This window comes from Pseudomonas sp. AAC, from assembly GCF_000725445.1.
Classification (GTDB): Bacteria; Pseudomonadota; Gammaproteobacteria; order Pseudomonadales; family Pseudomonadaceae; genus Pseudomonas; species Pseudomonas citronellolis.
Genome location: NZ_KL647094.1, coordinates 219738 through 246425, shown reverse-complemented (window position 1 = coordinate 246425; position 26688 = coordinate 219738). Strand labels below are relative to the sequence as shown.

The window sequence follows — 26688 nt, the reverse complement described above, 5'->3', positions numbered from 1 at the left end:
GTTCAGAAAAATCTGGCTGATGTAGGTCGTTTTGCTTCCCCAGATTCGGACATCCCCGGTGTTTCCGCCCGGGCTCCATCGGTAGAAAGACCCATCGCCGAACGACAACCCAAAGGCTCCTGACCTTGAGTACCGAAACACCCCTGTTCCGCACCGAGGCCCTGCAAGGGCAGGGCGCCCACTGGCTGGGCCCGATTATCCTCATACGCCCGCTATCCTTCAGCGTGCTCACCGCCCTGGCCACCCTGTTCGCCCTGCTGGTGGCGGGTCTCTTTATCTGGGGCAGCTACACCAAGCGCAGCACCGTGGTCGGGCAACTACTGCCGGTCAACGGCCAGGCCAAGGTGCACGCGCCGCAGATGGGCGTGATTATCGAGAAATCCGTCCGCGAAGGGCAGAAGGTCGAGCGCGGCCAGACCCTCCTGCGCCTTTCCAGCGAACGCTACAGTGGCCAGGACCAGGCGGTGCAGGCCGGCATCAGCCATCAGCTGGAGGCCAGCCGCGAGTCCCTGGAACAGCAGCTGGAGAAGCTGCAGCGGCTGCAGGCCGACGAACGCCGCAGCCTGCAGGCCAAGGTCGTCAGCCTGCGCGAGGAGCTGGCCACCCAGGCCGCCCAGCTGCAGAGCCAGCGCAAGCTGCTGGCCATCGCCAGCGACGCCGAGGGCCGTTACCGCGGGCTGATGGAGAAGGGCTACATCTCCATGGACCAGTTCCAGCAGCGCCAGGCCGAGCTGCTCGGCCAGCGCCAGACCCTGCAGCGCCTGGAGCGCGAGCGCACGGCGCTGCAACAGCAACTGCGCGAACAGCAGGCCACCCTCGACGGGCTCGATGCGCGCCACGCCAACCAGCGCGCCGAGCTGCAACGCCAGCTCAACGGCGTGCGCCAGCAACTGGGCGAGAGCGAGGCCAAGCGCACCCTGCGCATCGTCGCGCCGGAAGCGGGCATCGCCACCGCCGTGCTGGCCGAGGTCGGCCAACTGGTCGACCCCTCGCGGCCGCTGCTGAGTATCGTCCCCGAGAATGCAGAACTGATCGCCGAACTCTATGCGCCGAGCCGCGCGGTGGGCTTCATCAAGGTTGGCGATACGGCGCGGATCCGCTACCAGGCCTACCCCTACCAGAAATTCGGCCAGTACAACGGCAAGGTGCTGTCCATCTCGCGCACCTCGCTGCCGTACAACGAGCTGGCGGCCATGGCCGGCAGCGTGCCGGGCGTCGGCCAGAGCGGCGAGCAGTACTACCGCATCCGCGTGCGACTGGACGAACAGCAGGTGCGCGCCTACGGCCAGCCGCGCCCGCTGCAGAGCGGCATGCTGCTGGAGGCCGACCTGCTGCAGGAAACCCGCAAACTCTACGAATGGGTCCTCGAACCCCTCTACAGCCTGTCCGGCAAACTCTGAGGTATCGCGCCGTATGGCTATCTTCGACTCCCTCGCGCTGCGCTTCGGCCGGCGCCTGCCCAGCATCCAGCAGACCGAGGCCGCCGAGTGCGGCATCGCCTGCCTGGCCATGGTCGCCGGCTACCACGGCAGCCACCACGACCTGCGCGAAATGCGCCAGCGCTTCAACGTCTCGCTCAAGGGCATCACCCTCAAGCAACTGATCGAGGCGGCGCAGCAGATGGGCATGGCCACGCGCCCGCTGAAGCTGGGCCTGGCCGACCTGCCCAAGCTGCGCACCCCGTGCATCCTGCACTGGGACTTCAAACACTTCGTCGTGCTCAAGTCGGTGAGCCGCCGCGGCGCGGTGATCCACGACCCGGCCCACGGCATCCGCAAGGTGGGCGTGGAGACGCTGTCGCGCTCCTTCACCGGCGTGGCCCTGGAGCTGTGGCCTGACGCCGCCTTCGAGAAGAAGGAGGCCAAGCCGAACCTGCGCCTGCTCGGCATGCTCGGCAAGGTCAGCGGCCTGTACCGCTCCCTGGGCCAGGTGCTGCTGCTGTCGCTGGCCCTGGAGGTGTTCGCCCTGGTCAGCCCGTTCTTCATGCAGTGGACCATCGACAACGTCATCCCCAGCAACGACCGCGACCTGCTGACCACGCTGCTGATCGGCTTCGGCCTGATGATGCTGATGCAGCAGATCATCGGCGCCGTGCGCCAATGGGTGGGCATGCACATGGGTACGCTGCTCAACGTGCAGTGGCGGGCCAACGTCTTCACCCACCTGCTCAACCTGCCCACGCAGTATTTCGAGAAGCGCCACCTGGGCGACATCGTCTCGCGCTTCGGCGCCGTCGACAGCATCCAGTCGACCCTGACCTCGGCCTTCCTGGTGGCGGTGCTCGACGGCCTGATGACCATCGCCACCCTGGGCATGATGCTGGTCTACAGCCCGCTGCTGGCCAGCATCGCCATCGTCTGCATGGTGCTCTACGCCCTGGTGCGCTGGGTCTCGTACCAGCCGCTGCGCAACGCCACCGAGGAAGAGATCATCCATGGCGCGCGGCAGCAGACGCACTTCCTCGAAACCATGCGCGGCGTGCGCCCGCTGAAACTGTTCCAGCGCCAGACCGAGCGCCGCGCCACCTGGCTGAGCCTGCTGGTGGAGCAGGTCAACGCCGGCCTGCGCACGCAGAAGCTGGGGCTGCTCTACGGCCAGGTCAACGGCCTGCTGTTCGGCATCGAGAACCTGCTGGTGATCTACCTGGGGGCGAACATGGTGATGGACGGCCACTTCACCGTGGGCGCGCTCATGGCCTTCCAGTCCTACAAGGGCCAGTTCGACAGCCGCGTGGGCAGCCTGATCGACAAGTTCTTCGAGCTGCGCATGCTGCAGCTGCAGGGCGAGCGCCTGGCCGACATCGTCCTCGAAGCGCCGGAGCAGGGCGGCAGCGGCATCGACCCCGACCTGCTGCGCCAGCGCGAGTTCGGCATCGAGCTGCGCGGCCTGCGCTACCGCTACTCGGAACACGAGCCCTACGTGCTCGACGGCATCGACCTGGACATCCGCGCCGGCGAGTCGGTGGCCATCGTCGGGCCCTCCGGCTGCGGCAAGAGCACCCTGGTCAACATCATGCTCGGCATCCTGCCGCCATCCGACGGGGCGATTCGCGTGGCCGGCATGGAACTGTCGCAGATCGGCCTCGACGGCCTGCGCAGCGTGGTCGGCACGGTGCTGCAGGACGACAGCCTGTTCGCCGGCTCGCTGGCGGAGAACATCGCCTTCTTCGACCCTGCGATGGACATGGAGTGGGTGATGGAGTGCGCGCGCCTGGCGGCCATCCACGACGAGATCATGATTGCGCCCATGGGCTACAACACCCTGGTCGGCGACATGGGCACGGTGCTCTCCGGCGGCCAGAAGCAGCGCATCCTGCTGGCCCGGGCGCTGTACAAGCGGCCGCAGATCCTGTTCCTCGACGAGGCCACCAGCCACCTCGACGTGGACTGCGAACGCCGCGTCAACGAGGCCATCCGCTCGCTGAACATCACCCGGGTGATGGTCGCCCACCGTCCCGAGACCATCGCCTCGGCCGACCGCGTGGTGGTCATCGCCGGCGGCAAGGTGGTGGGCGAGCGGGCCGTCGACCCCGGGCTGCTGGAGGGCGAGCCGGCATGAAGCGCATCCTCCCGTTCGCCCTGGCGTTGGCCGCGGGCCCCGAGGCCCTGGCCGGGCCGGACGTCTTCCGCACCGAGCGCACGCTGCCCCAGGCGCCGGTCAGCGAGGCGCGGCACGGCGGCGTGCCCTGCCTGTTCAACGGCGTCCAGGCGGAACTGGCGCTGGACGAGGCCATCGAGCGCATGCTCTGCCAGGACCCGCAGACCCGCCAGGCCTGGGCCGAGGCCAAGGCCCAGGCGGCGCAGATGGGCGTCGCCTGGTCGGCCTACCTGCCGCGCCTGGGCGCCAGCGTCGGCGCCAGCGACGGTCGCAGCCGCACCGACTACCTGGACTTCGACGGCGTCGAGACCTCGACCCGCCAGAAGAGCCTCGATGCCCGCCTCGACCTGAGCTGGGTGCTGTTCGACTTCGGCAAGCGCCGCGCCGCGCTGCGCAGCGCCCGGCACCTGCTGGTGGCGGCCAACGCCAGCCACGACGCGATACTGCAGAACGCCTTCGTCAACGCCGCCCAGGTCTACTACGACGCCCTGGCCGCCCAGGATGCCCTGGCCGCGGCGCAGCAGGTCAAGGACATGGCCGAGGAGAACTTCCAGGCCGCCGACGCCAAGTACCGGGCCGGCGCGGCGGCGCTTTCCGACCGCCTGCAGGCGCAGACCGCCGCGTCCCAGTCCGAGCTGCGCCTGGTGCGCGCCCGCGGCAACCTGGACAACGCCCTGGGCACGCTGGCCTTGCGCATGGGGCTGGCGCCGGACAGCGCGCTGAAGCTGTCCAGCGAACTGACGCCGATGCCCGATACCGGCTTCGTCGGCGCCATCGACCGGCTGCTGGCCCAGGCGCGTAGCCACCATCCCGAGCTGATCGCCGCCCAGGCGCGGCTGGACGCGGCCCAGGAAAAGGTCCGCGAGGCGCGCGCCGAAGGCCGGCCGACCCTGGCCCTGACCGGCAGTCTCAGCCATGCGCGCAACGACCTGCCGCTGGCGCTGAACGGCGACACCCGGCAGCGCGATTCGAGCCTGGGCCTGCAACTGAACATCCCGCTGTTCGAGGGCTTCGAACGTAACTACCGGGTGCGTGGCGCACGGGCCCAGGTCGAGGCCAGCCGCGCGGCCCTGGCCGGCGCCGAGCAGCAGGTGTCGCTGCTGGTGTGGGGCAGCTACCAGCGGCTGATGGTCGATACCCGCAGCCTGAAGAGCACCGACGCCCTGGTCGAACAATCGCGCCAGGCCCTGGAGGTGACCCGCGGGCGCTACCGTTCCGGGGTCGGCAGCATGATCGAACTGCTCAACGCCCTGAGCGCCTACGCCGATGCCCAGGAGCAGCACATCCGCGCCCTGGCCGACTGGCAGAATGCCCGCCTGCAACTGGCGGCGGGATTGGGCCGCCTGGGGTTCTGGGCGTTGCAGTGAGGAGCGGCGGCAAGTAGCGGGTATTTCCGGTCGCTAAAACAAAAGCCGCTTCGGTATGAACCGAAGCGGCTTTTTTGTCTTCAGGAGACGCTGGGTTATTCATATATTCGGCTCGCGAACTATCTTTCGCGACCATTATCCGCTCACCATTCATAAGATTATTTTGTACGAAACTTCCAGGTTCGCTGGTTGTATTTTTATGGCCTTTTGCCAGGAAATCTGAATGGCGATTTAGTTCGCCGATTTAAGGTTGTCATGGGTATTTCCATACAGAACAATCACCTGGTCGCGCCACATAAGTGGTAGCGCAGCAAGAAAGCCAACATAAGCACTCAATGTGCAAGGAGTACGAAAATGCAAGAGTTGAACATTCACGAAGTAGAGATGGTCGCCGGCGCTGGCATCATCGATGACGTTATCGGTCGCATCGGCGCCGCCATCATGCTGATTCCGCTGTCCCTCAGCACCGGCGTGGCGAAGGGCGTGGTAACCGGTGGTTCGGTGGGCGGCATTCTGGGCGTTGGCGTCGCCAGCGGTGCCTTCGGTGGCGTCATCGGTGGCGTTCTCGGCGTTATCCATGCCGTTACCTACGGCCTGGTGAATGGCTGGGGCATGTCGCTGGAAACCTTCAACGCCAACGCCGAAGGTTGGTGGAGCATGAACGTTCCGGCCCCGCAGGTCGGCCAAGGCGGCGGTCTGCTGGGCAGCCTGGTGGGCGGCGGCGGTTCCTCCACCGGCCCGCGTTGATCCGGCATCGACCCGAATGAATGCCACCGCTTGGCTGGGTGGCATTCCCATCTGTTCGGTGGAACAGGGAGCCTGCCGGTATCCGGCAGGCTCCTCTATGCGCTCGATGATGGAGGCATGATGAAAGAACTCAATGGGCAGGAACTGGAAATGGTCGCCGGCGGAGCCTCTTCCGGCTTCCTCGACAGCATCGGCGGTGCGCTCTTCGGCACCTTGAGCGGTGCGCTGGGGGGCATCACCCAGGGGCTTTCCAGCCTGCTGGGCGGCAACCCGATCGGCGCTATCCTCAACGTCACCGTGGGCACGATCTTCGGTGCCATCTCCGGGTTGTTCAATGGCCTGGCACAGGGGACTTCCTCGCAACTCCAATCCTTGGGAAGTCTCTTGGGCAATCCATTCTCCGGCAATAATTCCGGCTCTGGAAACGGGCCGCGTTGATATCGCCAGTACGCTGTCTTATCGAAAATAAGCCACTACTTCGGTAGTGGCTTTTTTGTTGTCTGGCGATAGTCCCTGGTTGATTTCTTAAATATATCAATCGGAATTTTCTTAATTTTATCTATAAGAGATTTCCTACAAGTCAGGTTGGATTTCTCCACTGTCTGGCTATTCGGCTCGCGTAATAGCCTATTGCCTGATTCTTTAGCGGTTCGAGGCTTTTTCAGGATATCCCCGAAGAATGTCCACGACCTGACTCGTAGCATTGCGGCTCGATTTTTCAGGGTGGTTCAGATGTTTCTCAACAAGTTGCATTGGGGTGCGCTGGCCTGGCTGGCATTCACCCCGCTGGTGGTCCTCGGCGCCGAGCCGGAGGGCAAGGGCGGCAAGCGCCTGCTCTGCCAGCCCGAATGCGGGTGGCAGGATGCCCCGCGGAAGAAACTGGACCTGTCGGTCGACCACCTGACCCGCGACTGGCAGTCGTCGGACGCCGGAGCGGGGCAGGGCGGTACCCTGGACCTGTGGCATGCGGTCAGCCTGGCGGTGCAGACCTACCCGTCGATCCGCGATGCCGCGGCCCAGCTCGACCAGCAGCGCGAGGCCATCAACGTGGCCAGGGCCGGCTACCTGCCGACCATCCAGACCGGCCTGAACACCGGCAAGCAGGGCGCCTACGGCAGCGGCCAGAACCTGTCGCTGTCCGCCTCGCAGATGATCTACGACTTCGGCAAGGTGGCCAACGCGGTCAAGGGCGCCGAAGCCGGCGTGCAGGTGCAGCGCTTCCAACTGATGAGCGAGGTGGACGAGGTCGCCCGGCAGTCGGCCCAGGCGCTGATCGAAGTGGCCCGCTACCGCGCCCTGCGCGACAGCGCCCGGACCCTGGTGGACGGCCTGCAGCGCCTGCGCCAGTTGGCCCGGCAGCGCGCCAGCGAAGGCGCCAGCACCCAGGCCGACCTGATCCAGGCGCAGTCGCGGGTGGAGGCGGCCGAAGCCTCGCTGCTGGCCATCGAGACGCAGCTGCGCCAGCAGAAGAGCAAGCTGCGCACCATGATCGGCCGCGAGGTGGACGAGGCCGCCGTGGACGTGCCCGCCGAGCGCCTGCAACAGGCCGTGCGGCTGATCGAGCCGAACCCGCGGATGCCGGTCGGCGTGCGCATGGCGGTGGCCGAGCGCGAGGAGGCCGAGGCCCAGCTGTCCCTGGCGCGCGCCAACACGCGGCCGACCTTCACCGTCGACGGCGGCGTCAACAAGTACTTCGGCAATGCCGGCGACATGGCCGGCGAACGCGTCTACACCCTGACCCTCGGCGTCAAGCACGACCTGTTCGCCGGCGGCGCGCCCTCGGCGCGGGTGCGCGGCGCCGGCCAGGCGCTGCGGGCGGCCGAGGAGCGCCTGCACACCCGGCAGCTGGAGGCCCGCGACCAGTGGGTCGCCCTGCAGGAACAGATGGGCGGCCTCGACGAGCGCCTGCGCGTGCTCGCCGACCGCCAGAAAAGCATCGTCGACACCCAGCGCCTGTACCGCGAGCAGTACCTCTCGCTGGGCACCCGCACGCTGCTCGACCTGCTCAACGCCGAGCAGGAGATCTACCAGGCGCAGAGCGATTCGGTGAACGCCCGCCACGACCTGTGGAGCGCCCAGGTGGCCTTCATCAACGCCACCGGGCGGATGCACGACGTCTTCCAACTCGAGAGTGATTCCCTATGACCGCGCAAGCGCAACGCCCGGATGCCGTCAGCAGCCCGTGGCTGGAAGCCATGCTGATGGTGGCCCGGCATTACCGCCTGGACGTTTCCGAAGAACGCGTCCGCGTCGGCCTGCAATGGCGCCAGGGCCAGGACCTGGACGGGCAGCTGCAGCACATGGCCCGCGACATGGGCCTGACGCTGCGCGCCGAGGCCCTGGACAAGGGCGTGCTCGACCCCTGGCGCCTGCCGGTGCTGGCGCAGTTCTCCGGCGGCCAGGTCGGCGTCATCGAAAGCATCGACGGCCAGGGCCGCGTCGGCGTGCGCCTGAGCGGCGAGCAGGGCGTGCTGCAGGCCCTGCCGGCCGAGGAAGTGGTCGAGCGGGTGGAGCGCGTCTACTGCCTGCGCCCGGAAGTCGCGGTGGCCGACGTGCGCGTCGACGACTACATCAAGCCCTACCAGCCCAACTGGTTCTGGAGCCTGGTGCTGCGCGACTGGCGGCGCTACGGCGACGTCATGCTCGCCTCGCTGGTGGCCAACGTCCTGGCCCTGGCCTCCATGCTGTTCTCCATGCAGGTCTACGACCGCGTGGTGCCGTCGCAGTCCGAGCCGACCCTCTGGGTATTGTTCGGCGGGGTGCTGCTGGCGGTGCTCATCGGCTTTGGCATGCGCCTGGCGCGCACCCACATCTCCGACCTGATCGGCAAGCGCGCCGACCTGCGCATTTCCGACCGCGTCTTCGGCCACGCCCTGCGCCTGCGCAACGAGGCCATGTCCAAGTCCACCGGCTCGTTCATCTCGCAGATCCGCGAGATGGAGCAGGTGCGCGAACTGATCACCTCGACCACCCTGGGCGCGCTGGCCGACCTGCCGTTCTTCTTCCTGTTCCTGGTGGTGCTCTGGTCGGTGGGCGGGGTCATGGCCCTGGTGCCGCTGGCGGTGCTGCCGCTGCTGCTGATCCCCGGCCTGCTGGCGCAGAAGCCGCTGGCGCGGCTGTCCAAGGAAGGCATGCGCGAGTCGGCGATCCGCAACGCCATCCTGGTGGAGGCGGTGCAGGGCATCGAGGACGTCAAGCAACTGCGCGCCGAGCAGCGCTTCCAGAACCAGTGGAACCACCTCAACGAGGTCTCGGCCACCGTCAGCATGCGCCAGCGCTTCATCTCCGGCGCGCTCATGGCCTGGACCCAGGAAGTGCAGACGCTGGTCTACGTGCTGGTGGTGCTGGTCGGCTGCTTCCAGGTGATGAGCGGCGACATGACCACCGGCGCGCTGATCGGCATGTCCATCCTGTCCTCGCGGATGATCGCGCCGCTGGCGCAGATCTCCGGGATCATGTCGCGCTGGCAGCAGGCCAAGGTCGCCCGCGAGGGCCTGGAGGAGCTGATGCAGCGCCCGGTGGAAAGCGCCGAGGGCGGCAAGCGCCTGCACCGCCCGGTGCTGCACGGCGACTACCAGCTCGAAGGCGTGCGCTTCCGCTACGGCCAGGACGACAAGCGCGCGGCCATCGAAGTGGGCCAGCTGCGCATCGCCGCCGGCGAGAAGGTGGCCATCCTCGGCCGCAACGGCGCCGGCAAGTCCAGCCTGCTGCAACTGCTGGCCGGCATGTACCGGCCGCAGGAGGGCAGCCTGCTGCTCGACTCGCTGCGCCTGGAACTGATCGACCCCTACGACGTGCGCCGCGACGTGGCCTTCCTCAGCCAGCAGGCCAACCTGTTCTTCGGCACCCTGCGCGACAACCTGACCATGGGCCGGCCCAACGCCAGCGACGAGGAACTGCTCGAAGCCCTGCGCCTGAGCGGCGCCCTGGGCATGGTGCAGGCGCTGCCCGACGGCCTGGAGCACATGGTCCAGGAAGGCGGCCGCGGCCTCTCCGGCGGCCAGCGCCAGAGCCTGTTGCTGGCCCGCACGCTGCTGCGCCAGCCGCGTGTGCTGCTGCTCGACGAACCCACCGCCTGGCTCGACGAGGTCGGCGAGCAGGGCCTGATCCGCCACCTGGAGCCCTGGCTGGCCTCGCGCACCCTGGTGGTGGCGACGCACCGCCCGGCGGTGCTCAAGTGGGTCGACCGCATCATCGTGGTCGACAACGGCCGCGTCGTCCTCGACGACACCAAGCAGGCGGTGCTGGCCAAGCTCGCCGGCGGGCCGGCGGCCAAGCCCGGCGAGAAGGCCCCGGCCGTCGCCTGAGCCACCACTGAATTCGCAGAGGACGCGGGCCCTGGCCCGCGTCGGGAGTGACCATGCAAGCCAATTCGATTCAAGCGCCCGGGGCCGCGCCCCTGGCCCCCTACTTCCAGGCGAAGGAGCACGCGCCGCGCGCCACCTGGCTGATCTGGAGCGTGCTCGGCGGCATGCTGCTGCTGTTCGCCTGGGCCTACCTGTTCGAGCTCGACGAGGTTTCCACCGGCACCGGCAAGGTGATCCCCAGCTCGCGCGAGCAGGTGGTGCAGTCGCTGGAAGGCGGCATCCTCGCCGAGCTGCGGGTCAAGGAGGGCGACCGCGTCGACGCGGGCCAGGTGCTCGCCCAGCTCGACCGCACCAAGACCGAATCCTCGGTGGGCGAGAGCACCTCGCGCCTGCGCGCCGCCCTGGCCATGGCCGCGCGCCTGCGGGCGGAAGTGGACGGCGGCGAACTGGTGTTTCCCGCGCAAGTGCTGGAGGAGCCGGACCTGGTGAAGTCCGAGACCGCCCTGTACAAGTCGCGGCGCAACAGCCTGGAGAAGAGCCTCAAGGGCATCAACGAGGCCCTGGCTCTGGTCGACAAGGAACTCAAGCTGACCACGCGCCTGGCCGAGATCGGCGCGGCGAGCAACGTCGAGGTGCTGCGCCTGAAGCGCCAGGCCAACGAGCTGGAGCTCAAGGCCACCGAGACGCGCAACCAATACTACGTCAAGGCCCGCGAGGAGCTGGCCAAGGCCAACGGCGAAGTGGAGGCGCAGCAGTCGGTGACGCGCGGCCGCGCCGACTCGCTGACGCGCCTGACCGTGCTCTCGCCGGTGCGCGGCATCGTCAAGGACATCGAGGTGAACACCGTCGGCGGCGTCATCCCGCCCAATGGCCGCTTCATGGTCATAGTGCCGGTGGAGGACCAGTTGCTGGTGGAGGCGCGCATCTCCCCGCGCGACGTGGCCTTCATCCACCCCGGGCAGCGCGCCACGGTGAAGATCAGCGCCTACGACTACGCCATCTACGGCGGCCTGGAGGGCAAGGTGACGCACATCTCGCCGGACACCATCCAGGACGAGGTGCGCCGCGACCAGTACTACTACCGGGTGTTCGTGCGCACCGAGACCGACTCGCTGCAGAACAAGGACGGCAAGAGCTTCCCGATCTTCCCCGGCATGGTCGCCACGGTGGACGTGCACACCGGCAGCAAGACCGTCTGGGACTACCTGACCAAGCCGCTCAACCGCGCCCGCGAAGCGCTGCGCGAACGCTGAGGAGGGCAAGCATGGCCAAGCAACGCACGCCCAGCTACCGCGAACGCCGCGAGGTCGAGGCCGCCGGCCGGCGCGCCAGCGCCCTCTACGCCCAGGGCCGGCACGAGCAGGCCCTGCAACTGTGCCTGCAGACCGCCCGGCGCTGGCCGCAGCTGGCGGTGGCCTGGACCGACGCGGCGGTGAACTGCATCAAGCTGGAGCGCTGGCAGGAAGCCATCGAGCATGCCGGCCGCGCCCTGGCCGCCGGCGGCGACAGCCTGGCGCTGTTCGACGCCCTGTCCCACGCCCATTGCGCCCTGCGCCAGTGGGACCAGGTGCGCCGCCATGGCCTGCACGCGCTGAGCCTGCGCGAGCGCCAGTTCGGCGTCGAACCGCCGATCGCCCATGCCCTGCCGGCATTGCCGCCGCCGCCCGGCGCCGCCACCCGCGAGCGCAACCTGATCGCCTTCTCGCTGTTCGGCGCCAGCGCCAAGTATTGCGAGACGGCGGTGCTCAACGTGCTGGAACAGCCGCGCATCTACCCGCACTGGACCTGCCGCTTCTATATCGACGACAGCGTGCCCGAGGCCATCGTCCGCCGCCTGCTCGACAACGGCGGCCAGGTGGTGCGGGTGGACGAGGCCGCGCGCCAGTGGCCGGGGCCGATGTGGCGCTTCCTCGCCCTGGACGACGCCCAGGCCCAGCGCATCCTGTTCCGCGACGCCGACTCGGTGATCAGCGAGCGCGAGGCCGAGGCGGTGGCCCAGTGGCTGGCCAGCGACAAGCACTTCCACGCGCTGCGTGACAACGGCACCCATACCGAACTGCTGCTGGCCGGGCTCTGGGGCGTCGTCGGCGGGGCGCTGCCGCCGCTGGCGCAACTGGCCCGGCTGTTCTTCGCCGAACCGGTGGCTTCGCAGCATTTCGCCGACCAGCACTTCCTGCGCCGCTACGTCTGGCCCTACGCCCGGCGCAGCCTGCTGCAGCACGACTCGATGTTCGGTTTCCTCGATGCCGCCGGCTTCCCCGGCGGGCCCATGCCGGACGACTTCCACGTCGGCTACGCCGAAGGCTCGCCCCGCTTCGAACTACCCTGCTCCCTGGCCGAAGGCAGCCGGGTGCGCTGGACCCTGTACCGGCGCGAAGGGGAGGGCGAGCAGGCGATCTGCGACTACGCCGCCACGGTGAACGCAGGCAGGGTGCAAGGGCACATCCCGGCACGCTACGCCGAGTGGATCCGCCGCGGCGAAGCCCGCATAGGGGTGGCCCCGGAAGCGTAGGGCGAATAACCGTTCGCGGTTATCCGCCGCTTCACCTTTCTCATCGCCAACGCCATCGCCAGCCCTGGCGCGGCCATCAGCGATAATGATCGAGGATGCGCTCGATTTCCCCGGAGGCCTTGAGCTCGGCCAGGGCATCGAGCACCGCCTGGGTCGGCAGTTGCGGATCGTCGAGGACCATGCAGCCCAGTTCGGCCTGGTCGAGCTTGGCGGCGGGGTAGAGGCGGCGCTCGGCCGGCCGCTGGAGGTTGAACCAGTTCAGCGCTACCTCGCTGGACACCGCATAGTCGTAGCGCCCGGCTTCCAGCTTTTTCAGCACCAGCTCCTGGTTGCGCGCATCGTCGCGGTGCAGGCGCCCGCTGGCGAACGAGCGCTGCAGGTGCGGGTAGGAGTAGCCCAGCACGGTGCCGATACTCTGCCCGGCCAGCGTGGCGACCTCCACCGGCGCCCGCTCCCGGGCCACCAGCAGGTCGCGCTGGGTCAGCAGCGGCACGCTCCAGCGGTAGTCGCTGAACGCCTCGCTGAGCCAGGCCGGGGCGATGTAGCAGCGCACGTCGATGCTGTGGCTGTGCAGCGCCTGTTCCACCCGGGCCCGCGGCAGGATATGGAAGGACGGTGCCATGCCGACCTTGTGCGCGGTGCGGGTGAACAGCTCGAAGAGGATACCGCCGGTCAGTTGGCCGTCCTCGACCTGCGCCAGCGGCATGGCCCAGCCCTCGATCACCGAGAAACTCAGCTGCCGGGGATCGGCCTGGGCCAGGCCGGCTACCAGCAGGAGGACGGGGAGGAGTGCGCGCATTCGGGCTCCGGACGTGCGGAAGCAGGACACAATGCCTGTTTCGGAGGGTTCTTGCCAAGCCTGGCCCGGCATCGGGTGCAATTTCCGGTCCTCTTCGCTAGGATTAGCCCACTTCCGCCTACCAGCCGCGATGGATTTCAATGAGTTATCAGGTTCTTGCCCGCAAATGGCGTCCGCGTTCGTTCCGCGAAATGGTCGGCCAGACCCACGTCCTCAAGGCCCTGATCAACGCGCTCGACAACCAGCGCCTGCACCACGCCTACCTGTTCACCGGGACCCGCGGCGTGGGCAAGACCACCATCGCGCGCATCCTGGCCAAGTGCCTGAACTGCGAGACCGGCATCAGCTCCACCCCCTGCGGCCAGTGCTCGGTGTGCCGGGAGATCGATGAGGGCCGCTTCGTCGACCTCATCGAAGTGGACGCCGCCAGCCGCACCAAGGTCGAGGATACCCGCGAACTGCTGGACAACGTGCAGTACGCGCCGAGCCGCGGGCGCTACAAGGTCTACCTGATCGACGAAGTGCACATGCTCTCCTCGCACTCGTTCAACGCCCTGCTCAAGACCCTCGAAGAGCCGCCGCCCCACGTCAAGTTCCTGCTGGCCACCACCGACCCGCAGAAGCTGCCGGTGACCATCCTCTCGCGCTGCCTGCAGTTCAGCCTGAAGAACATGCCGCCGGAGCGCGTGGTGGAGCACCTGACCCACGTGCTCGGCGCCGAGAACGTGCCCTTCGAGGAAGACGCCCTGTGGCTGCTCGGCCGCGCCGCCGACGGCTCCATGCGCGACGCCATGAGCCTGACCGACCAGGCCATCGCCTTCGGTGAGGGCAAGGTGCTGGCCGCCGACGTGCGCGCCATGCTCGGCACCCTCGACCACGGCCAGGTCTACGGCGTGCTCCACGCGCTGCTCGAAGGCGACGCCCGGGCGCTGCTGGATGCCGTGCGCCACCTGGCCGAACAAGGCCCGGACTGGGGCGGGGTGCTGGCCGAAATCCTCAACGTGCTGCACCGCGTGGCCATCGCCCAGGTGCTGCCGGACGCCGTCGACAACGGCCAGGGCGACCGCGACAAGGTGCTGGCCCTAGCGCAAGCGCTGCCCGGCGAGGACGTGCAGTTCTACTACCAGATGGGCCTGATCGGCCGCCGCGACCTGCCCCTGGCGCCGGACCCGCGCAGCGGCTTCGAAATGGTGCTGCTGCGCATGCTGGCCTTCCGCCCGGCCGATGGCGGCGCGCCACCGAGGTCACCGCTAAAGGACCTGGGGATCAGCACGGCCACGGCTGATTCCAACCGCAACCCAGTGGCCGGCGCCGCCGTTGCGGCGCCGGCAGCCGTTGCCAGCGCGGCCAGCGTGCCGGTGGTGTCCACCGTGCCCGCCGCCGTTGCGCAACCGGCCCCCGCGCCGCAGCCTGTGGCGGCTCCGGCTCCGGCTCCGGCTCCGGCTCCGGCTCCGGCTCCGGCTCCGGCTCCGGCTCCGGCTCCGGTAGCCGAGGTTGCGCCCGAACCTGCGCCGGCGCCTGTCGTCGAGGCTGCGCCCGCACCTGTCGAGCCCGCCCCGCAGGCCGTGCCCGTCGAGGTGCCGGCGGTCGAAGCGCAGGCCGTTCCGGCCGAACCGCCGCCCGTCGTCGACCTGCCCTGGGAAGAACCCGCCGCGCCGCCCGCCGCGCAGCCGCCGGTCGCGCCCGCGCCCCAGCCGGCCGCCGAGCCCGCTCCACTGCCCGAGCCCGCGCCTATCATCGCCATGGCCGACAGCGAGGACGACGACCGCGACGAGGAGCCGCCGCCGGCCGAGGACTACTATGAAGTCGACATGGACTCGCTCAGCTACCTGGAAGGCGGCGACGAGTCGCAGGCCAGCGCCCAACCCGAGCCCGAACCGGAACCGGCGGCCCTGCCGGCCACGGGCCTTGCCGCCGAGTGGCTGGACCTGTTCCCGCGCCTGGGCCTGGGCGGCCTGACCGCGAGCATCGGCGCCAACTGCACCCTGGTCGCGGTGGAGGACGACACCTGGCACCTGCACCTGGACCCGGGGCAGAGCGCGTTGTACAACGCCACCCAGCAGCGCCGCCTGAACGACGCGCTGAGCCAGTACCACGGGCGCACCCTGAAGCTGGAAGTGACCATCCAGAAGCCCGAGCAGGAAACCCCGGCCCAGGCCGCGGCGCGCAAGCGCGCCGAGCGCCAGCGCGAGGCCGAGCGCTCCATCGAGGCGGACCCTTACGTGCAGCAGATGCGGCAGCAGTTCGGCGCGGTGGTTCGCGCCGGTACCATCGAACCCCTGGCGGCGAAGGCCTGAAGGCCGGCGCCCAACCAACCCTGAACGACAAAAGGTGATCGAGATGATGAAAGGTGGCATGGCCGGCCTGATGAAGCAGGCCCAGCAGATGCAGGAAAAGATGCAGAAGATGCAGGAAGAGCTGGCCAACGCCGAAGTCACCGGCCAGTCCGGCGCCGGCCTGGTGAGCGTGGTGATGACCGGCCGGCACGACGTCAAGCGCGTCAGCCTGGACGACAGCCTGATGCAGGAGGACAAGGAAATCCTCGAAGACCTGATCGCCGCCGCGGTGAACGACGCCGTGCGCAAGATCGAGCAGAACAACCAGGAGAAGATGGCGGGCATGACCGCCGGCATGCAACTGCCCCCCGGCTTCAAGATGCCGTTCTAAGCAAGTGGGCTGGAAGCTGGAGGCCAGAAGCAAAAGCCGCAGGCTCTTCCAGCTTCCAGCTTCCAGCTTCCAGCTTCCAGCTTCCAGCTTTTAGCCCTTCTTCCACCCCTTGCAGTCAGATACTTCCATGAGCTTCAGCCCGCTGATCCGCCAACTCATCGACGCCCTGCGCATTCTCCCCGGGGTGGGGCAGAAGAGCGCCCAGCGCATGGCGCTGCAGTTGCTGGAGCGTGACCGCACGGGCGGGCTGCGCCTGGCCCAGGCGCTGACCCAGGCCATGGAAGGGGTAGGGCACTGCAAGCAGTGCCGCACGCTGAGCGAGGAGGAACTCTGCCCGCAGTGCGCCGACCCACGCCGCGACGACTCGCTGCTGTGCGTGGTGGAAGGCCCGCTGGACGTGTTCGCGGTGGAGCAGACCGGCTATCGCGGGCGCTTCTTCGTGCTCAAGGGCCACCTCTCGCCGCTGGACGGCCTGGGCCCGGAGGCCATCGGCATTCCCGAGCTGGAAGCGCGGATCAAGGCCGGCAACTTCGCCGAGATCATCCTCGCCACTAACCCCACGGTGGAAGGCGAGGCCACCGCCCACTACATCGCCCAACTGCTGGCCGGCAGCGGCCTGGTGCTCAGCCGCATCGCCCACGGCGTGCCCCTGGGCGGCGAACTGGAGCTGGTGGACGGCGGCACCCTGGCCCACGCCCTGGCCGGGCGCCGGCCGATTGTCTAGTCCAGAGGCATCGGGCCGAAACGGCCCAGGCGATGGCGCAAGTCTCGCCTTGAAAACCAAGCAAGCGCTCGGTAAGTTTTCAGGCAACCCGCCTGGAGGCCCGCCATGTCCGCATTCACCGAATACTTCGACGACAGCCACCGCCTGGTCCGCGACTCGGTGCGGCGCTTCGTCGAGCGGGAAATCCTCCCGCACATCGCCGATTGGGAAGAAGCCGAGGAGTTCCCCCGCGAGCTCTACCGCAAGGCCGGCGAGGCCGGCATCCTCGGCATCGGCTACCCCGAAGCCTACGGCGGCAGCCACGAGGGCGACCTGTTCGCCAAGCTGGCGGCCAGCGAGGAACTGATGCGCAGCGGTTCCGGCGGCCTGGTGGCCGGCCTGGGCTCGCTGGACATCGGCCTGCCGCCGCTGCTCAAGTGGGGCCGCGCGGAACTGCGCGAACGCATCGTGCCGCAGGTGCTGGCCGGCGAGAAGATCATGGCCCTGGCGGTCACCGAGCCCTCCGGCGGCTCCGACGTGGCCAGCCTGAAGACCCGCGCCGTGCGCGACGGCGACCACTACCGCGTGACCGGTAGCAAGACCTTCATCACCAGCGGCGTGCGCGCCGACTACTACACGGTGGCGGTGCGCACCGGCGGCGAGGGCTACGGCGGCGTCAGCCTGCTGCTGGTGGAGAAGGGCACGCCCGGCTTCACGGTGGGCCGCAAGCTGAAGAAGATGGGCTGGTGGGCCTCGGACACCGCCGAGCTGTTCTTCGACGACTGCCGGGTGCCGGTGGAAAACCTGATCGGCATGGAGAACATGGGCTTCGCCTGCATCATGGCCAACTTCCAGAGCGAGCGCCTGGCCCTGGCCACCATGGCCAACATGACCGCCCAGCTGGCCCTGGAGGAAGCCCTGAAATGGAGCGCCGAGCGCGAAGCCTTCGGCAAGCCCATCGGCAAGTTCCAGGTGCTCAAGCACCGCCTGGCGGAGATGGCCACCCAGGTGGAAGTCTCCCGCGAGTTCACCTACCGCCAGGCGGCGAAGATGGCCGTTGGGCAGAGCGTGGTGAAGGAAATCTCCATGGCCAAGAACTTCGCCACCGATGTCGCGGATCGGGTGGTCTATGACGCAGTGCAGCTGCTGGGTGGCATGGGGTATATGCGCGAGAGCCTGGTGGAGCGGTTGTATCGCGATAACCGCATTCTCTCCATCGGTGGGGGGACGCGGGAGATCATGAACGAGATCATCGCCAAGCAGATGGGGCTTTGAGGGGGCGGGCATTTCGTAGGAGCGAGCTTGCTCGCGAACCCATGGAGTTACCTGGCTGCGCTGGTGTATGGCCGGACCTCGTTCCCTCTCCCTAACCCTCTCCCTGAAGGGAGAGGGGACCGTTCGGAGCGCTTGGGTATCCCTGAGTCAGCCGGCAACTCCGATGGTTTCCGGTTGAAACCATTCCTTCTCTCGGCACGGACTGCCCCCTCTCCCTTCAGGGAGAGGGCTGGGGAGAGGGAGCGGAGTCAATCCCAAACACCGCAGCCGCCGGGAAACGCCATTGTTCGCGAGCAAGCTCGCTCCTACGAAAAGCCAAAACGCATTCGCTTTGGCTTTTGCTCTTGATACTTCCAGAGAAACATCCGCGCACTCCGAAACGCCCCTTCAGCAGGCCGAACGAAACCGGCGCTCAGGAGGTCATGCGACATGGATGTCGCGAGAGCCCCGATGGGCTACAGGGACGTACCCTCGGGGCGGGCCTCCGTGGCGGGGGAATTCGTGAGGGTAGCCCGACTCTGTCGGGCCCGTATGGCGGGGCAAGCCTTTTTGGTTCCTTTTGTGGCGATTGACAAAAGGGACTCGCCCGAGGGGGCGAAACAAGACGGTCGGGCAGACTCGGTGCGGCGCAGAAATACCCAAGCCAAGGCAACTGGGTTATTCCCCTTCGGGCCAGCGCAAGTATTGTTCGCGGCAATGACGAGCTTAAGGCCGGAGTGGGGCAAGCCTCGCGAGCCAAGCCATAACCCCAAATGAAAAATACCGTTTCCCCCAGGCAGAGAAACGGCATCCTTTCTTAAGTGAACAGCATTACGCTCCAAGAAGCGGGCTTCCCCTTTCACTACTCCCTACTTGGCCTCATACCCCTCCGTCCGCGCCTTGCCCTTGGGCGCAAAACGCGCCGCCAGACGCATGCTGACGGTAACCACCTTCTGGTACCACACCGGCAACACCCGCAGCATCACATCGATGGCATGGGCATCCGCGCCGATGAGGATGCGCCGTGCGTCGCGCTCCACGCCGCGGATGATCACCTGGGCCGCCTTGTCCGGGGTGGTGCGCAGCAGCTGGTCGTTGAACTGCTGGCGCGCGGCGTTGGCGTTCTGCCCGGTGACCTTGGCCAGGCTGTCGTTCATCCGCGCGGTCCGGGCGATGTTGGTCTTGATCCCGCCGGGGTGCACGCAACTGGCCGAGACCGCGCCGCCTTCCATGTCCAGCTCCTGGCGCAGCGATTCGGTGAAGCCGCGCACGGCGAACTTGGTGGCGTTGTAGGCGCTCATGCCCGGCTGCGAGAACAGCCCGAACACGCTGGAGACGTTGACGACGTGCCCCTCGCCGCTGGCCTTGATGTGCGGCAGGAAGGCCTTGGTGCCGTAGACCACGCCCCAGAAGTTGATGTTGGTGATCCACTCGTACTCTTCGTACTCGCTGCCTTCCACGGTGCCGGCATGGGCCACCCCGGCGTTGTTGAACACCAGGTTGACCTTGCCGTGCTCGGCCACCACCTTGTCGGCCCAGGCGTGGACCTGCTCGCGCTCGGCGACGTTGACCACCTCGGTGGAGATGCGCACGCCGTAGGAGGCCAGGGCTTGGCGGGTTTCCTCCAGCCCCGCGGCGTTGACGTCGGCCAGCGCCAGGTGGCAGCCGCGCGAGGCCAGCTCGCGGGCCAGGGCGCGGCCGATGCCGGAACCGGCGCCGGTGATGGCGGCGACTTTGTTCTCGAAGGACTTCATGCCGGGACCTCCTCGGCGCGGGGTTGCTGGGTGACTGCGGTTTCCTCGAACGGCCTGGCCTTCAGATGATAGGCGGCGGCGTCGAAACTGCGGGTGAGCAGGCGGAAGCGCCAGGTGAAGCCCGGCCACAGGGTGCAGTTGCGCCCGCTCACCGGGTGCAGGTACCAGCTCTTGCAGCCGCCGGTGTTCCACACGCTATGGTTGAGCCCGCGCTGCAGCTTGAGGTTCCAGCGCTGTTGCTCGTCTTCCTTGACCTCCAGGCTGAGCAGCTCGCGGCGCTGCATCAGCTTCAGCGCGCCGAGCACGTAGGCGATCTGCGACTCGATCATGTAGACCATGGAGTTGTGGCCCAGGCCGGTGTTCGGGCCCATCAGGAAGAACAGGTTGGGGAAGCCGCGGGTGACGGTGCCCTTGTAGGCCTCCGGGCCCTGCGGCCAGGTATCCAGCAGGTCCACGCCGCCGCGGCCGAACACGGTGCCGCGGGGGATGGGGTCGTTGGCGGTGAAGCCGGTGCCGAAGATGATCGCGTCCACCTCGCGCTCCTGGCCGTCGGCGGTGACGATGCTGTGCTCGCGGATCTCGCGGATGCCGTCGGTGATCACCGAGGCGTTCGGCGCGGCCAGCGCCGGGTAGTAGTTCGGCGACATCAGGATGCGCTTGCAGCCGATGGTGTAGTCCGGGGTCAGCTTGCGGCGCAGTTCCGGGTCCTTGACCTGCTGGTGAATGTAGCGCACCGCCAGCTTGCCGATCATCTTCATCGCCCAGGGCGCGAAGGTGAAGCCCAGCACGCGGCCTTCGAGCATGCTGTAGAGCGCGCCGCGCCAGAGCTTCTGCACCAGCGGGAAGTGCTTGAAGCGCGCCCGTTCCTTGTCGCTGATGGCGCGGTCGGGCTTGGGCAGGATCCACGGCGCGGTGCGCTGGTAGAGGTCCAGGCTGGCCACCAGCGGCTGGATTTCCGGAACGAACTGGATGGCCGAGGCGCCGGTGCCGATCACCGCCACGCGCTTGCCCTTCAGGTCGTAGTCGTGGTCCCAGTGCTGCGAGTGGAAGGCGTGGCCCTTGAAGCTGTCCAGGCCCTTGAGGTCGGGGATCGAGGGGATCGACAGGGCGCCCATGCCGGAGACCACCGCCTGGGCGGTGTAGTGGTTGCCGGCGGCGTCGCGCAGGTGCCAGAGGTCGCGCGCCTCGTCCCACTCCAGGCGCTGGATCTCGGTATTCAGCAGGGTGCGGCCTTCCAGGCGGTATTTCTTCCAGCAGTTCTCCAGGTAGCCGCGGATTTCCGGCTGGCGGGCGAACATGCGCGTCCATTCCGGGTTCGGCTCGAAGGAGAAGGAGTAGACGTGGGACTGCACGTCGCAGGCGCAGCCGGGGTAGTTGTTGACCCGCCAGGTGCCGCCGACGCCGGCGTCCTTCTCGAACAGCAGGAAGTCGTCCTCGCCCTCCTGGCTGAGGCGGATGGCCATGCCCAGGCCGGAGAAACCGGTGCCGATGATGGCCACCTTGCAGTGTCTGACCGCGGCAGTCTTAGGTTGAGTTCCCATTTACCTGGCTCCTGTTATGCTTGTGTGCAGGCGTATACAACTGTCTACGTGGTGCCAATGTAGACATCTGTATACTTCGCGGGCAACCAATCTTTAGGGTGGGCGAGGTGGGGCAAGGATGAGTCTGGAACCGGACGCGGTAACACAACGCCAGGATGCACCGGGCAAGCGCCTGCTGATGGAGGCGGCGCTGCGCCTGGCCTCCAGCCGGCGCAGCCTGAGCAGCATCGGCCTGCGCGAGCTGGCCCGCGAGGCCGGGCTGAACCCCAACACCTTCTACCGCCACTTCGCCGACGTCGACGACCTGGGCCTGGCGATCATCCGCGACATCGCCACCCAGCTGCGCCAGCCGCTGCGCGAACTGCGCCGCGAAGCGGCCGGGCGCGCGCCGGCGGCGGGCAGCGCGGCGGCCACCCCGCTGGGCCTGGACTTCGCCCGCGGCCAGCGGGTGTGCGAGGAGACGGTGCGGCTGTTCTTCGATTTCGTCGAACGCCACCCCGAGGCCTTCATCATCGGCGTGCGCGAGCTGCACGGCCCCTCGGTGGCATTGCGCGAAGCGCTGGGCCAGGTGATGGACGACTTCGGCGCCGACATGGCCGAGGACATCGCCCTGTTCCGCCTGCTGCCGGAGGTGCCGGCGCAGGAGGTGGCGCAGCTGTCGAGGCTGATCAGCCGGCAGCTGTTCCAGCTGTCGCTGGATTACCTGGAATTGCCGGAAGGGCAACGGGGCGAGGTCCGCGCACTGGCGGAGCGGCAGGTGCTGCTGCTGTTCACCGGGGCGGCGGTGTTGCAGGCGTTGGGGTTGTAGGAGCGTTCCTGTCGTGCAGGGTGCGGAACCCGACTCTGCTCCCTCACCCTAACCCTCTCCCAGAGGGAGAGGGGACCGTTCGGTGTGCTTGGTTGTCATGGCGTTAGCCGGCGACCGCAGAGGTTTCCGGCGCAATGCATTGCTCATCTCGGCACGGACGGCTCCCTCTCTCTCCCAGAGGGAGAGGGGACCGTTCGGTGTGCTTGGCTGTCATGGCGTTAGCCGGCGGCCGCAGAGGTTTCCGGCGCAATGCATTGCTCATCCCGGCACGGACGGCCCCCTCTCTCTCCCAGAGAGAGAGGGGGCCGTTCGGTGTGCTTGGCTGTCATGGCGTTAGCCGGCGGCCGCAGAGGTTTCCGGTGCAATGCATTGCTCATCCCGGCACGGACGGCTCCCTCTCCCTCTGGGAGAGGGCTGGGGTGAGGGAACGCGGTTGTTCCGAGATCCGTCCTCACAGGGAGAGTAGGGAGAGTCTGTTCGCGAGCAAGCTCGCTCCTACGAGAAGCCGTGCTGCACCTGTAGGAGCGCGCCCTGCGCGCGATTCGCGGGCAGGGCCCACTCCTACAGGTGAGGGGGCGGCTCAACCAGCGAAGTCGAGCTTGTCCTTCCAGTACTTCTCCAGCGTCTTGGTGTCGTGGTCGAAGGGGTGGAAGCCGGGGCGGAAGTAGTCCAGCCAGGGCAGCACGAGCTGGGTGAAGTAGCCGTTGCGCAGGCCGAACAGGGTGACCAGGCCGTGCTTCCAGCTGCGCCAGTTGAACAGCTGGCGGTCGCGGCGCAGCAGGTGGATCTGGAAGCCGCCGATCACGCCGAGGAAGATCACGGTGGTCAGCAGCATCACCGCGGTGCGGGTGAAGTAGCCGCCGTAGACCTGCTGGTAGACGTCGTAGGCCACCGCCTTGTGCTCGTTCTCCTCGATGGCGTGCCACATCCACAGCTTGTACATCTTCGGCGAGCGCATCTGCGTGCTCAGGTCCTCGCGGCGCAGCAGGCGCTCGGCCATGGTCGCGGTGAAGTGCTCCAGGGCGCAGGTGATGGCCAGGTCCTGCTTCTTGGTGGTGACCTTGCTGACCGCGCCGAGCAGGTGCTTGATGCGCAGCTCCAGGCGTTCCAGGTCGATGCCGTGTTCCTCGGCGTATTCGTTGTAGGCCGCGTGTTCCTTGGAGTGCATGGCCTCCTGGCCGATGAAGGCGGACACGTCCTTCTGCAGCTGCGGGTCCTGGATGCGGTCGCGCACGGCGCGCACGCTGTCGACGAAGAACTTCTCGCCATAGGGGAACAGCGAGGACAGGTTGTTCATGAAGTGCGACATGAAGGGCTGATCGTCCCACCAGTACTTCGGCGTCTCGGTGAAGCTGAAATCCATGCGCCGGACGGGGAAGTGGGCGCGGAGCGGTTCGGTCTGGGCGTTCATGGGCGACTCCTTGTTGTTGTTCGACGAGCCCCGGCGGCGGCATGGGCAGGCAGTGGCGCCGGCGGGACGGAGGGCCTGACACGGTGAATGTGTCATTGGTTGATGTAATTGTTGGAAGGATTGTCGGACAAGGGAGAGGTCCGATCCGGCCATGGAAGGGTTATTTGCGGCCAAGGAGGGGCCGGCCCGACCTTGGATAGGGGGGAAGGGGGCGCGGCTGTAGGAGCGAGCTTGCTCGCGAACGGTGTTTACCGGCGGCTACGGTATATCGGGTTGACACCGTCCCTCTCCCCAGCCCTCGGCTGCGCGCCCCGCCCTGAAGGGAGAGGGGGTCGTTCGGTGTCTGTGGGGAGAATGGAGTCAGCCGGCGACCCTGGTCATTCCGGCGAATGCGGGAACTTCGCGGACAGCCCCCGCGGCAGGTCAGCCTTGCTGCGCTTCCCGCGCCTCGCGGGCGGTGACCTGCTGGCACAGCTCGATCAGCTGCTCGCGCATCCAGCGGTTGGCCGGGTCCTGGTCGGTGCTTTCGTGCCAGTACAGGTGGGTTTCCAGCTTGGGCACGTCGCTCACCGGCAGGTCCACGTAGTGCAGGTTGTGGTGGCGGGCGAAGCGCTCGGGCACCGTCACCGCCATGTCGGTCTGTTGCACCACGTTGGAGGCCATCAGGTAGTGCTGCGAGCGCAGGGCGATCTTGCGCTGCAGGCCCATCTTGCCCAGCGACAGGTCGATATAGCCCAGGCCGCTGCGGCGGCTGGAGATCTGGATGTGCGTCAGCGACAGGTACTCCTCCAGGCTCAGCTTCGGCCTGGCCAGCGGGTGGCCGTGGCGCATGGCGCAGACGTAGCGGTCCTCCATCAGCTTGACGTGGCGCACCTGCGGGTCGGTGTTCAGCGGCGCGTCCACGGCGAAGTCCAGGCGCCCGGCGGCCAGTTCCTTGGTGGTCTCGCGGCGCTTGGAGAGGAAGCTCTCGATGTGCACGTTGGGCGCCTGGCGGCGCAGGCGCTGGAACAGCGGCGGCAGGATGATGGCCTCGGTGAGGTCGGTCATGCTGATGCGGTAGGTCTTGCTCGCCTGCTGTGGGGTGAAGGTGCGGCTTTCCTGCACCGATACGCGCAGCAGCTGCAGGGCGTTGCGCACCGGGCCGATGATGTTCTGCGCCATGGGCGTGGGCACCATGCCCTGGGCGGTGCGCACGAACAGCGGGTCGTTGAAGGTCTCGCGCAGGCGGGCGAGGGCGTTGGACACCGCGGGTTGGGTGATGCCGACGATCTGTCCGGCGCGGGTGAGGTTGGCTTCGGTGTAGATGGCATCGAAGACGATGAACAGATTCAGGTCGACCTTGTTCAGGTTCATCCCGTGGCTCCGCTTGTCATTGTTGTGGCCGGATCATACCCGGGATGGCGGACCATCATGCGGGTTATGAATGTTCATTGATTCGGATAATAGGCTAGGTAAATCGTGCTGCCTGTTCTAGCATCTTCCTCGACACAAGACAAACCCCTGCCAGAAGGTAGCCCCCATGGATTTCGCCTATTCCGCCAAGGTCCAGGACCTGCGTGAGCGCGTCACCGCGTTCATGGAAGCTTATGTATATCCCGCCGAGAGCGTCTTCGAGCAACAGGTAGCCGAAGGCGACCGCTGGCAGCCGACCCAGGTCATGGAGGACCTCAAGGCCCGCGCCAAGGCCGAGGGCCTGTGGAACCTGTTCCTGCCCGAGTCCGAATACGGCGCCGGCCTGACCAACATGGAGTACGCCCCGCTGGCGGAGATCATGGGCCGCTCGCTGATCGGCGCCGAGCCGTTCAACTGCTCGGCCCCGGATACCGGCAACATGGAGACCCTCGTCCGCTACGGCAGCGAGGAACAGAAGCGCACCTGGCTGGAACCGCTGCTGCGCGGCGAAATCCGCTCCGCCTTCGCCATGACCGAGCCTGGCGTGGCTTCCTCCGACGCCACCAACATGCAGGCCAACGCCGTGCGCGACGGTGACGAGTGGGTCATCAACGGCCGCAAGTGGTGGACTTCCGGCGCCTGCGACCCGCGCTGCAAGGTGATGATCTTCATGGGCCTGACCAACCCGGACGCGCCGCGCCACCAGCAGCACTCGATGATCCTGGTGCCCAGCGACGCCCCCGGGGTGAAGATCCTCCGCCCGCTGCCGGTGTTCGGCTACGACGACGCGCCCCACGGCCACGCCGAGGTGCTCTTCGAGAACGTCCGCGTGCCCTACGAGAACGTGCTGCTGGGCGAGGGTCGCGGCTTCGAGATCGCCCAGGGCCGCCTCGGCCCGGGCCGCATCCACCACTGCATGCGCTCCATCGGCATGGCCGAGCGCGCCCTGGAACTGATGTGCAAGCGCGCCACCAGCCGCACCGCCTTCGGCAAGCCGCTGGCGCGCCTGGGCGGCAACATCGACCACATCGCCAACTCGCGCATCGAGATCAACCAGGCCCGCCTGCTGACCCTCAACGCCGCGTACATGATGGACACCGTGGGCAACAAGATCGCCCAGAGCGAGATCGCCCAGATCAAGGTGGTGGCGCCCAACGTCGCCCTGCAGGTGATCGACCGCGCCATCCAGATCCACGGCGGCGCCGGCGTCTCCAACGACTTCCCGCTGGCCTACTGGTACTCCATGCAGCGCACCCTGCGCCTGGCCGACGGCCCGGACGAAGTGCACCGCATGGCCGTCGGCAAGTACGAGATCGGCAAGTACATGGGCAAGTGAGTGCTGGTTGGTAGTTGAGGCCCGGTGAGGGTCACGGGAACGCCGTTTCTCCGAAAGGGAAACGGCGTTTTTGTGTGTGGGTCGCATTCGGGCGGTTTTTTTGTAGGAGCGAGCTTGCTCGCGAATGGGGTTTCCCGGTGGCTGCGGTGTATCGGGTTGACTCCGCTCCCTCACCCCAGCCCTCTCCCGAAGGGAGAGGGGGCCGTTCGGAGTGGGCGGTGAGTCCGGCGTCATCCTGAAACGTAGGGCGTATAACCGTTCGCGGTTATACGCCGCAGCCTAACGGGGTTTCCCCGGTGGCTTAGGTGCTGGGGTTGAGAGCGCCCTCTCCCCAACCCTCGGCTGCGCGCCCCGCCCTGAAGGGAGAGGGTGCTGTCCTGAGTGGCTTGGAGGTCAGGCACCATCCTTCCCCCTCGTCATTCCCGCGAACGCGGGACGCGGCTCCATCGCGAACAGCGCTTGCGCTGGCCCGAAGGGGAATAACCCAGTGACT

The 26688-nt window shown here is 67.5% G+C and carries 19 protein-coding genes and 1 pseudogene; 15 read left to right on the top strand and 5 right to left on the bottom strand.

Annotated elements, in window-relative coordinates; translation table 11 throughout:
• Positions 1–143: 143 nt before the first annotated feature.
• The 9 genes from FG99_RS00995 to FG99_RS00955 all read left to right on the top strand — a co-directional run bounded on the left by FG99_RS00995 (position 144) and on the right by FG99_RS00955 (position 12530).
• Positions 144–1400 (top strand): HlyD family secretion protein, encoded by a 1257-nt coding sequence (locus FG99_RS00995; RefSeq protein ID WP_043267881.1) that lies wholly within the window; start codon positions 144–146, stop codon positions 1398–1400.
• Positions 1401–1413: 13 nt separating this feature from the next.
• A complete protein-coding gene (locus FG99_RS00990; RefSeq protein WP_043266669.1) occupies positions 1414–3558 on the top strand; it encodes a peptidase domain-containing ABC transporter in 2145 nt (714 codons plus the stop codon).
• Positions 3555–4964, top strand: coding sequence for a TolC family protein (locus FG99_RS00985; RefSeq protein WP_043266667.1), 1410 nt, complete (start codon positions 3555–3557; stop codon positions 4962–4964). Before FG99_RS00990 ends, FG99_RS00985 begins: the two co-directional genes overlap by 4 nt.
• Positions 4965–5318: 354 nt before the next feature.
• The gene (locus FG99_RS30700) at positions 5319–5711 is read left to right on the top strand and encodes a hypothetical protein (RefSeq protein WP_051878328.1); all 393 of its coding nucleotides are present in this window, start codon (positions 5319–5321) and stop codon (positions 5709–5711) included.
• Positions 5712–5831: 120 nt separating this feature from the next.
• Positions 5832–6149 (top strand): hypothetical protein, encoded by a 318-nt coding sequence (locus FG99_RS00975; RefSeq protein ID WP_043266665.1) that lies wholly within the window; start codon positions 5832–5834, stop codon positions 6147–6149.
• A 294-nt stretch (positions 6150–6443) separates the two neighbouring features.
• Positions 6444–7856: a TolC family outer membrane protein gene (locus tag FG99_RS00970; RefSeq protein ID WP_043266663.1), complete on the top strand. Its 1413-nt coding sequence runs from the start codon at positions 6444–6446 to the stop codon at positions 7854–7856.
• The gene (locus FG99_RS00965) at positions 7853–10018 is read left to right on the top strand and encodes a type I secretion system permease/ATPase (RefSeq protein WP_009619434.1); all 2166 of its coding nucleotides are present in this window, start codon (positions 7853–7855) and stop codon (positions 10016–10018) included. Before FG99_RS00970 ends, FG99_RS00965 begins: the two co-directional genes overlap by 4 nt.
• Positions 10019–10071: 53 nt before the next feature.
• A complete protein-coding gene (locus FG99_RS00960; protein WP_009619435.1) occupies positions 10072–11271 on the top strand; it encodes an HlyD family type I secretion periplasmic adaptor subunit in 1200 nt (399 codons plus the stop codon).
• Positions 11272–11282: 11 nt separating this feature from the next.
• On the top strand, positions 11283–12530 hold the full coding sequence (locus tag FG99_RS00955; protein ID WP_051878324.1) for a tetratricopeptide repeat protein: 1248 nt from the start codon (positions 11283–11285) through the stop codon (positions 12528–12530).
• A gap of 76 nt (positions 12531–12606) precedes the next feature.
• On the opposite strand, the gene FG99_RS00950 is transcribed toward FG99_RS00955, so the two are convergent.
• Positions 12607–13329 (bottom strand): substrate-binding periplasmic protein, encoded by a 723-nt coding sequence (locus FG99_RS00950; RefSeq protein ID WP_043266659.1) that lies wholly within the window; start codon positions 13327–13329, stop codon positions 12607–12609.
• Between the two features lie 140 nt (positions 13330–13469).
• On the opposite strand from FG99_RS00950, the gene dnaX reads away from it, so the two are divergent.
• The 4 genes from dnaX to FG99_RS00930 all read left to right on the top strand — a co-directional run bounded on the left by dnaX (position 13470) and on the right by FG99_RS00930 (position 17974).
• The gene (gene dnaX / locus FG99_RS00945) at positions 13470–15626 is read left to right on the top strand and encodes a DNA polymerase III subunit gamma/tau (RefSeq protein ID WP_043266657.1); all 2157 of its coding nucleotides are present in this window, start codon (positions 13470–13472) and stop codon (positions 15624–15626) included.
• 43 nt (positions 15627–15669) lie between these two features.
• Entirely contained in the window at positions 15670–15996 is a 327-nt protein-coding gene (locus FG99_RS00940) for a YbaB/EbfC family nucleoid-associated protein (RefSeq protein ID WP_009619439.1), read from the top strand.
• Positions 15997–16123: 127 nt separating this feature from the next.
• On the top strand, positions 16124–16720 hold the full coding sequence (gene recR / locus FG99_RS00935; RefSeq protein ID WP_009619440.1) for a recombination mediator RecR: 597 nt from the start codon (positions 16124–16126) through the stop codon (positions 16718–16720).
• 105 nt (positions 16721–16825) lie between these two features.
• Positions 16826–17974 carry an acyl-CoA dehydrogenase family protein gene (locus FG99_RS00930; RefSeq protein WP_043266655.1) on the top strand — a complete coding sequence of 383 codons (1149 nt, stop codon included), beginning with the start codon at positions 16826–16828 and terminating at the stop codon, positions 17972–17974.
• An 848-nt stretch (positions 17975–18822) separates the two neighbouring features.
• On the opposite strand, the gene FG99_RS00925 is transcribed toward FG99_RS00930, so the two are convergent.
• A complete protein-coding gene (locus FG99_RS00925) occupies positions 18823–19707 on the bottom strand; it encodes an SDR family NAD(P)-dependent oxidoreductase (protein WP_043266653.1) in 885 nt (294 codons plus the stop codon).
• Positions 19704–21288, bottom strand: a pseudogene (locus FG99_RS00920) (flavin-containing monooxygenase). Before FG99_RS00920 ends, FG99_RS00925 begins: the two are co-directional and overlap by 4 nt.
• A 78-nt stretch (positions 21289–21366) precedes the next feature.
• On the opposite strand from FG99_RS00920, the gene FG99_RS00915 reads away from it, so the two are divergent.
• The gene (locus FG99_RS00915; protein ID WP_043266649.1) at positions 21367–22056 is read left to right on the top strand and encodes a TetR family transcriptional regulator; all 690 of its coding nucleotides are present in this window, start codon (positions 21367–21369) and stop codon (positions 22054–22056) included.
• Between the two features lie 580 nt (positions 22057–22636).
• On the opposite strand, the gene FG99_RS00910 is transcribed toward FG99_RS00915, so the two are convergent.
• Positions 22637–23467: a metal-dependent hydrolase gene (locus FG99_RS00910; protein ID WP_043266648.1), complete on the bottom strand. Its 831-nt coding sequence runs from the start codon at positions 23465–23467 to the stop codon at positions 22637–22639.
• Positions 23468–23890: 423 nt separating this feature from the next.
• Positions 23891–24820 carry a LysR family transcriptional regulator gene (locus FG99_RS00905; protein ID WP_009619446.1) on the bottom strand — a complete coding sequence of 310 codons (930 nt, stop codon included), beginning with the start codon at positions 24818–24820 and terminating at the stop codon, positions 23891–23893.
• A gap of 166 nt (positions 24821–24986) precedes the next feature.
• On the opposite strand from FG99_RS00905, the gene FG99_RS00900 reads away from it, so the two are divergent.
• Complete coding sequence (locus FG99_RS00900; RefSeq protein ID WP_043266646.1) at positions 24987–26195, top strand: acyl-CoA dehydrogenase; 1209 nt, start codon at positions 24987–24989, stop codon at positions 26193–26195.
• Positions 26196–26688: the final 493 nt, after the last annotated feature.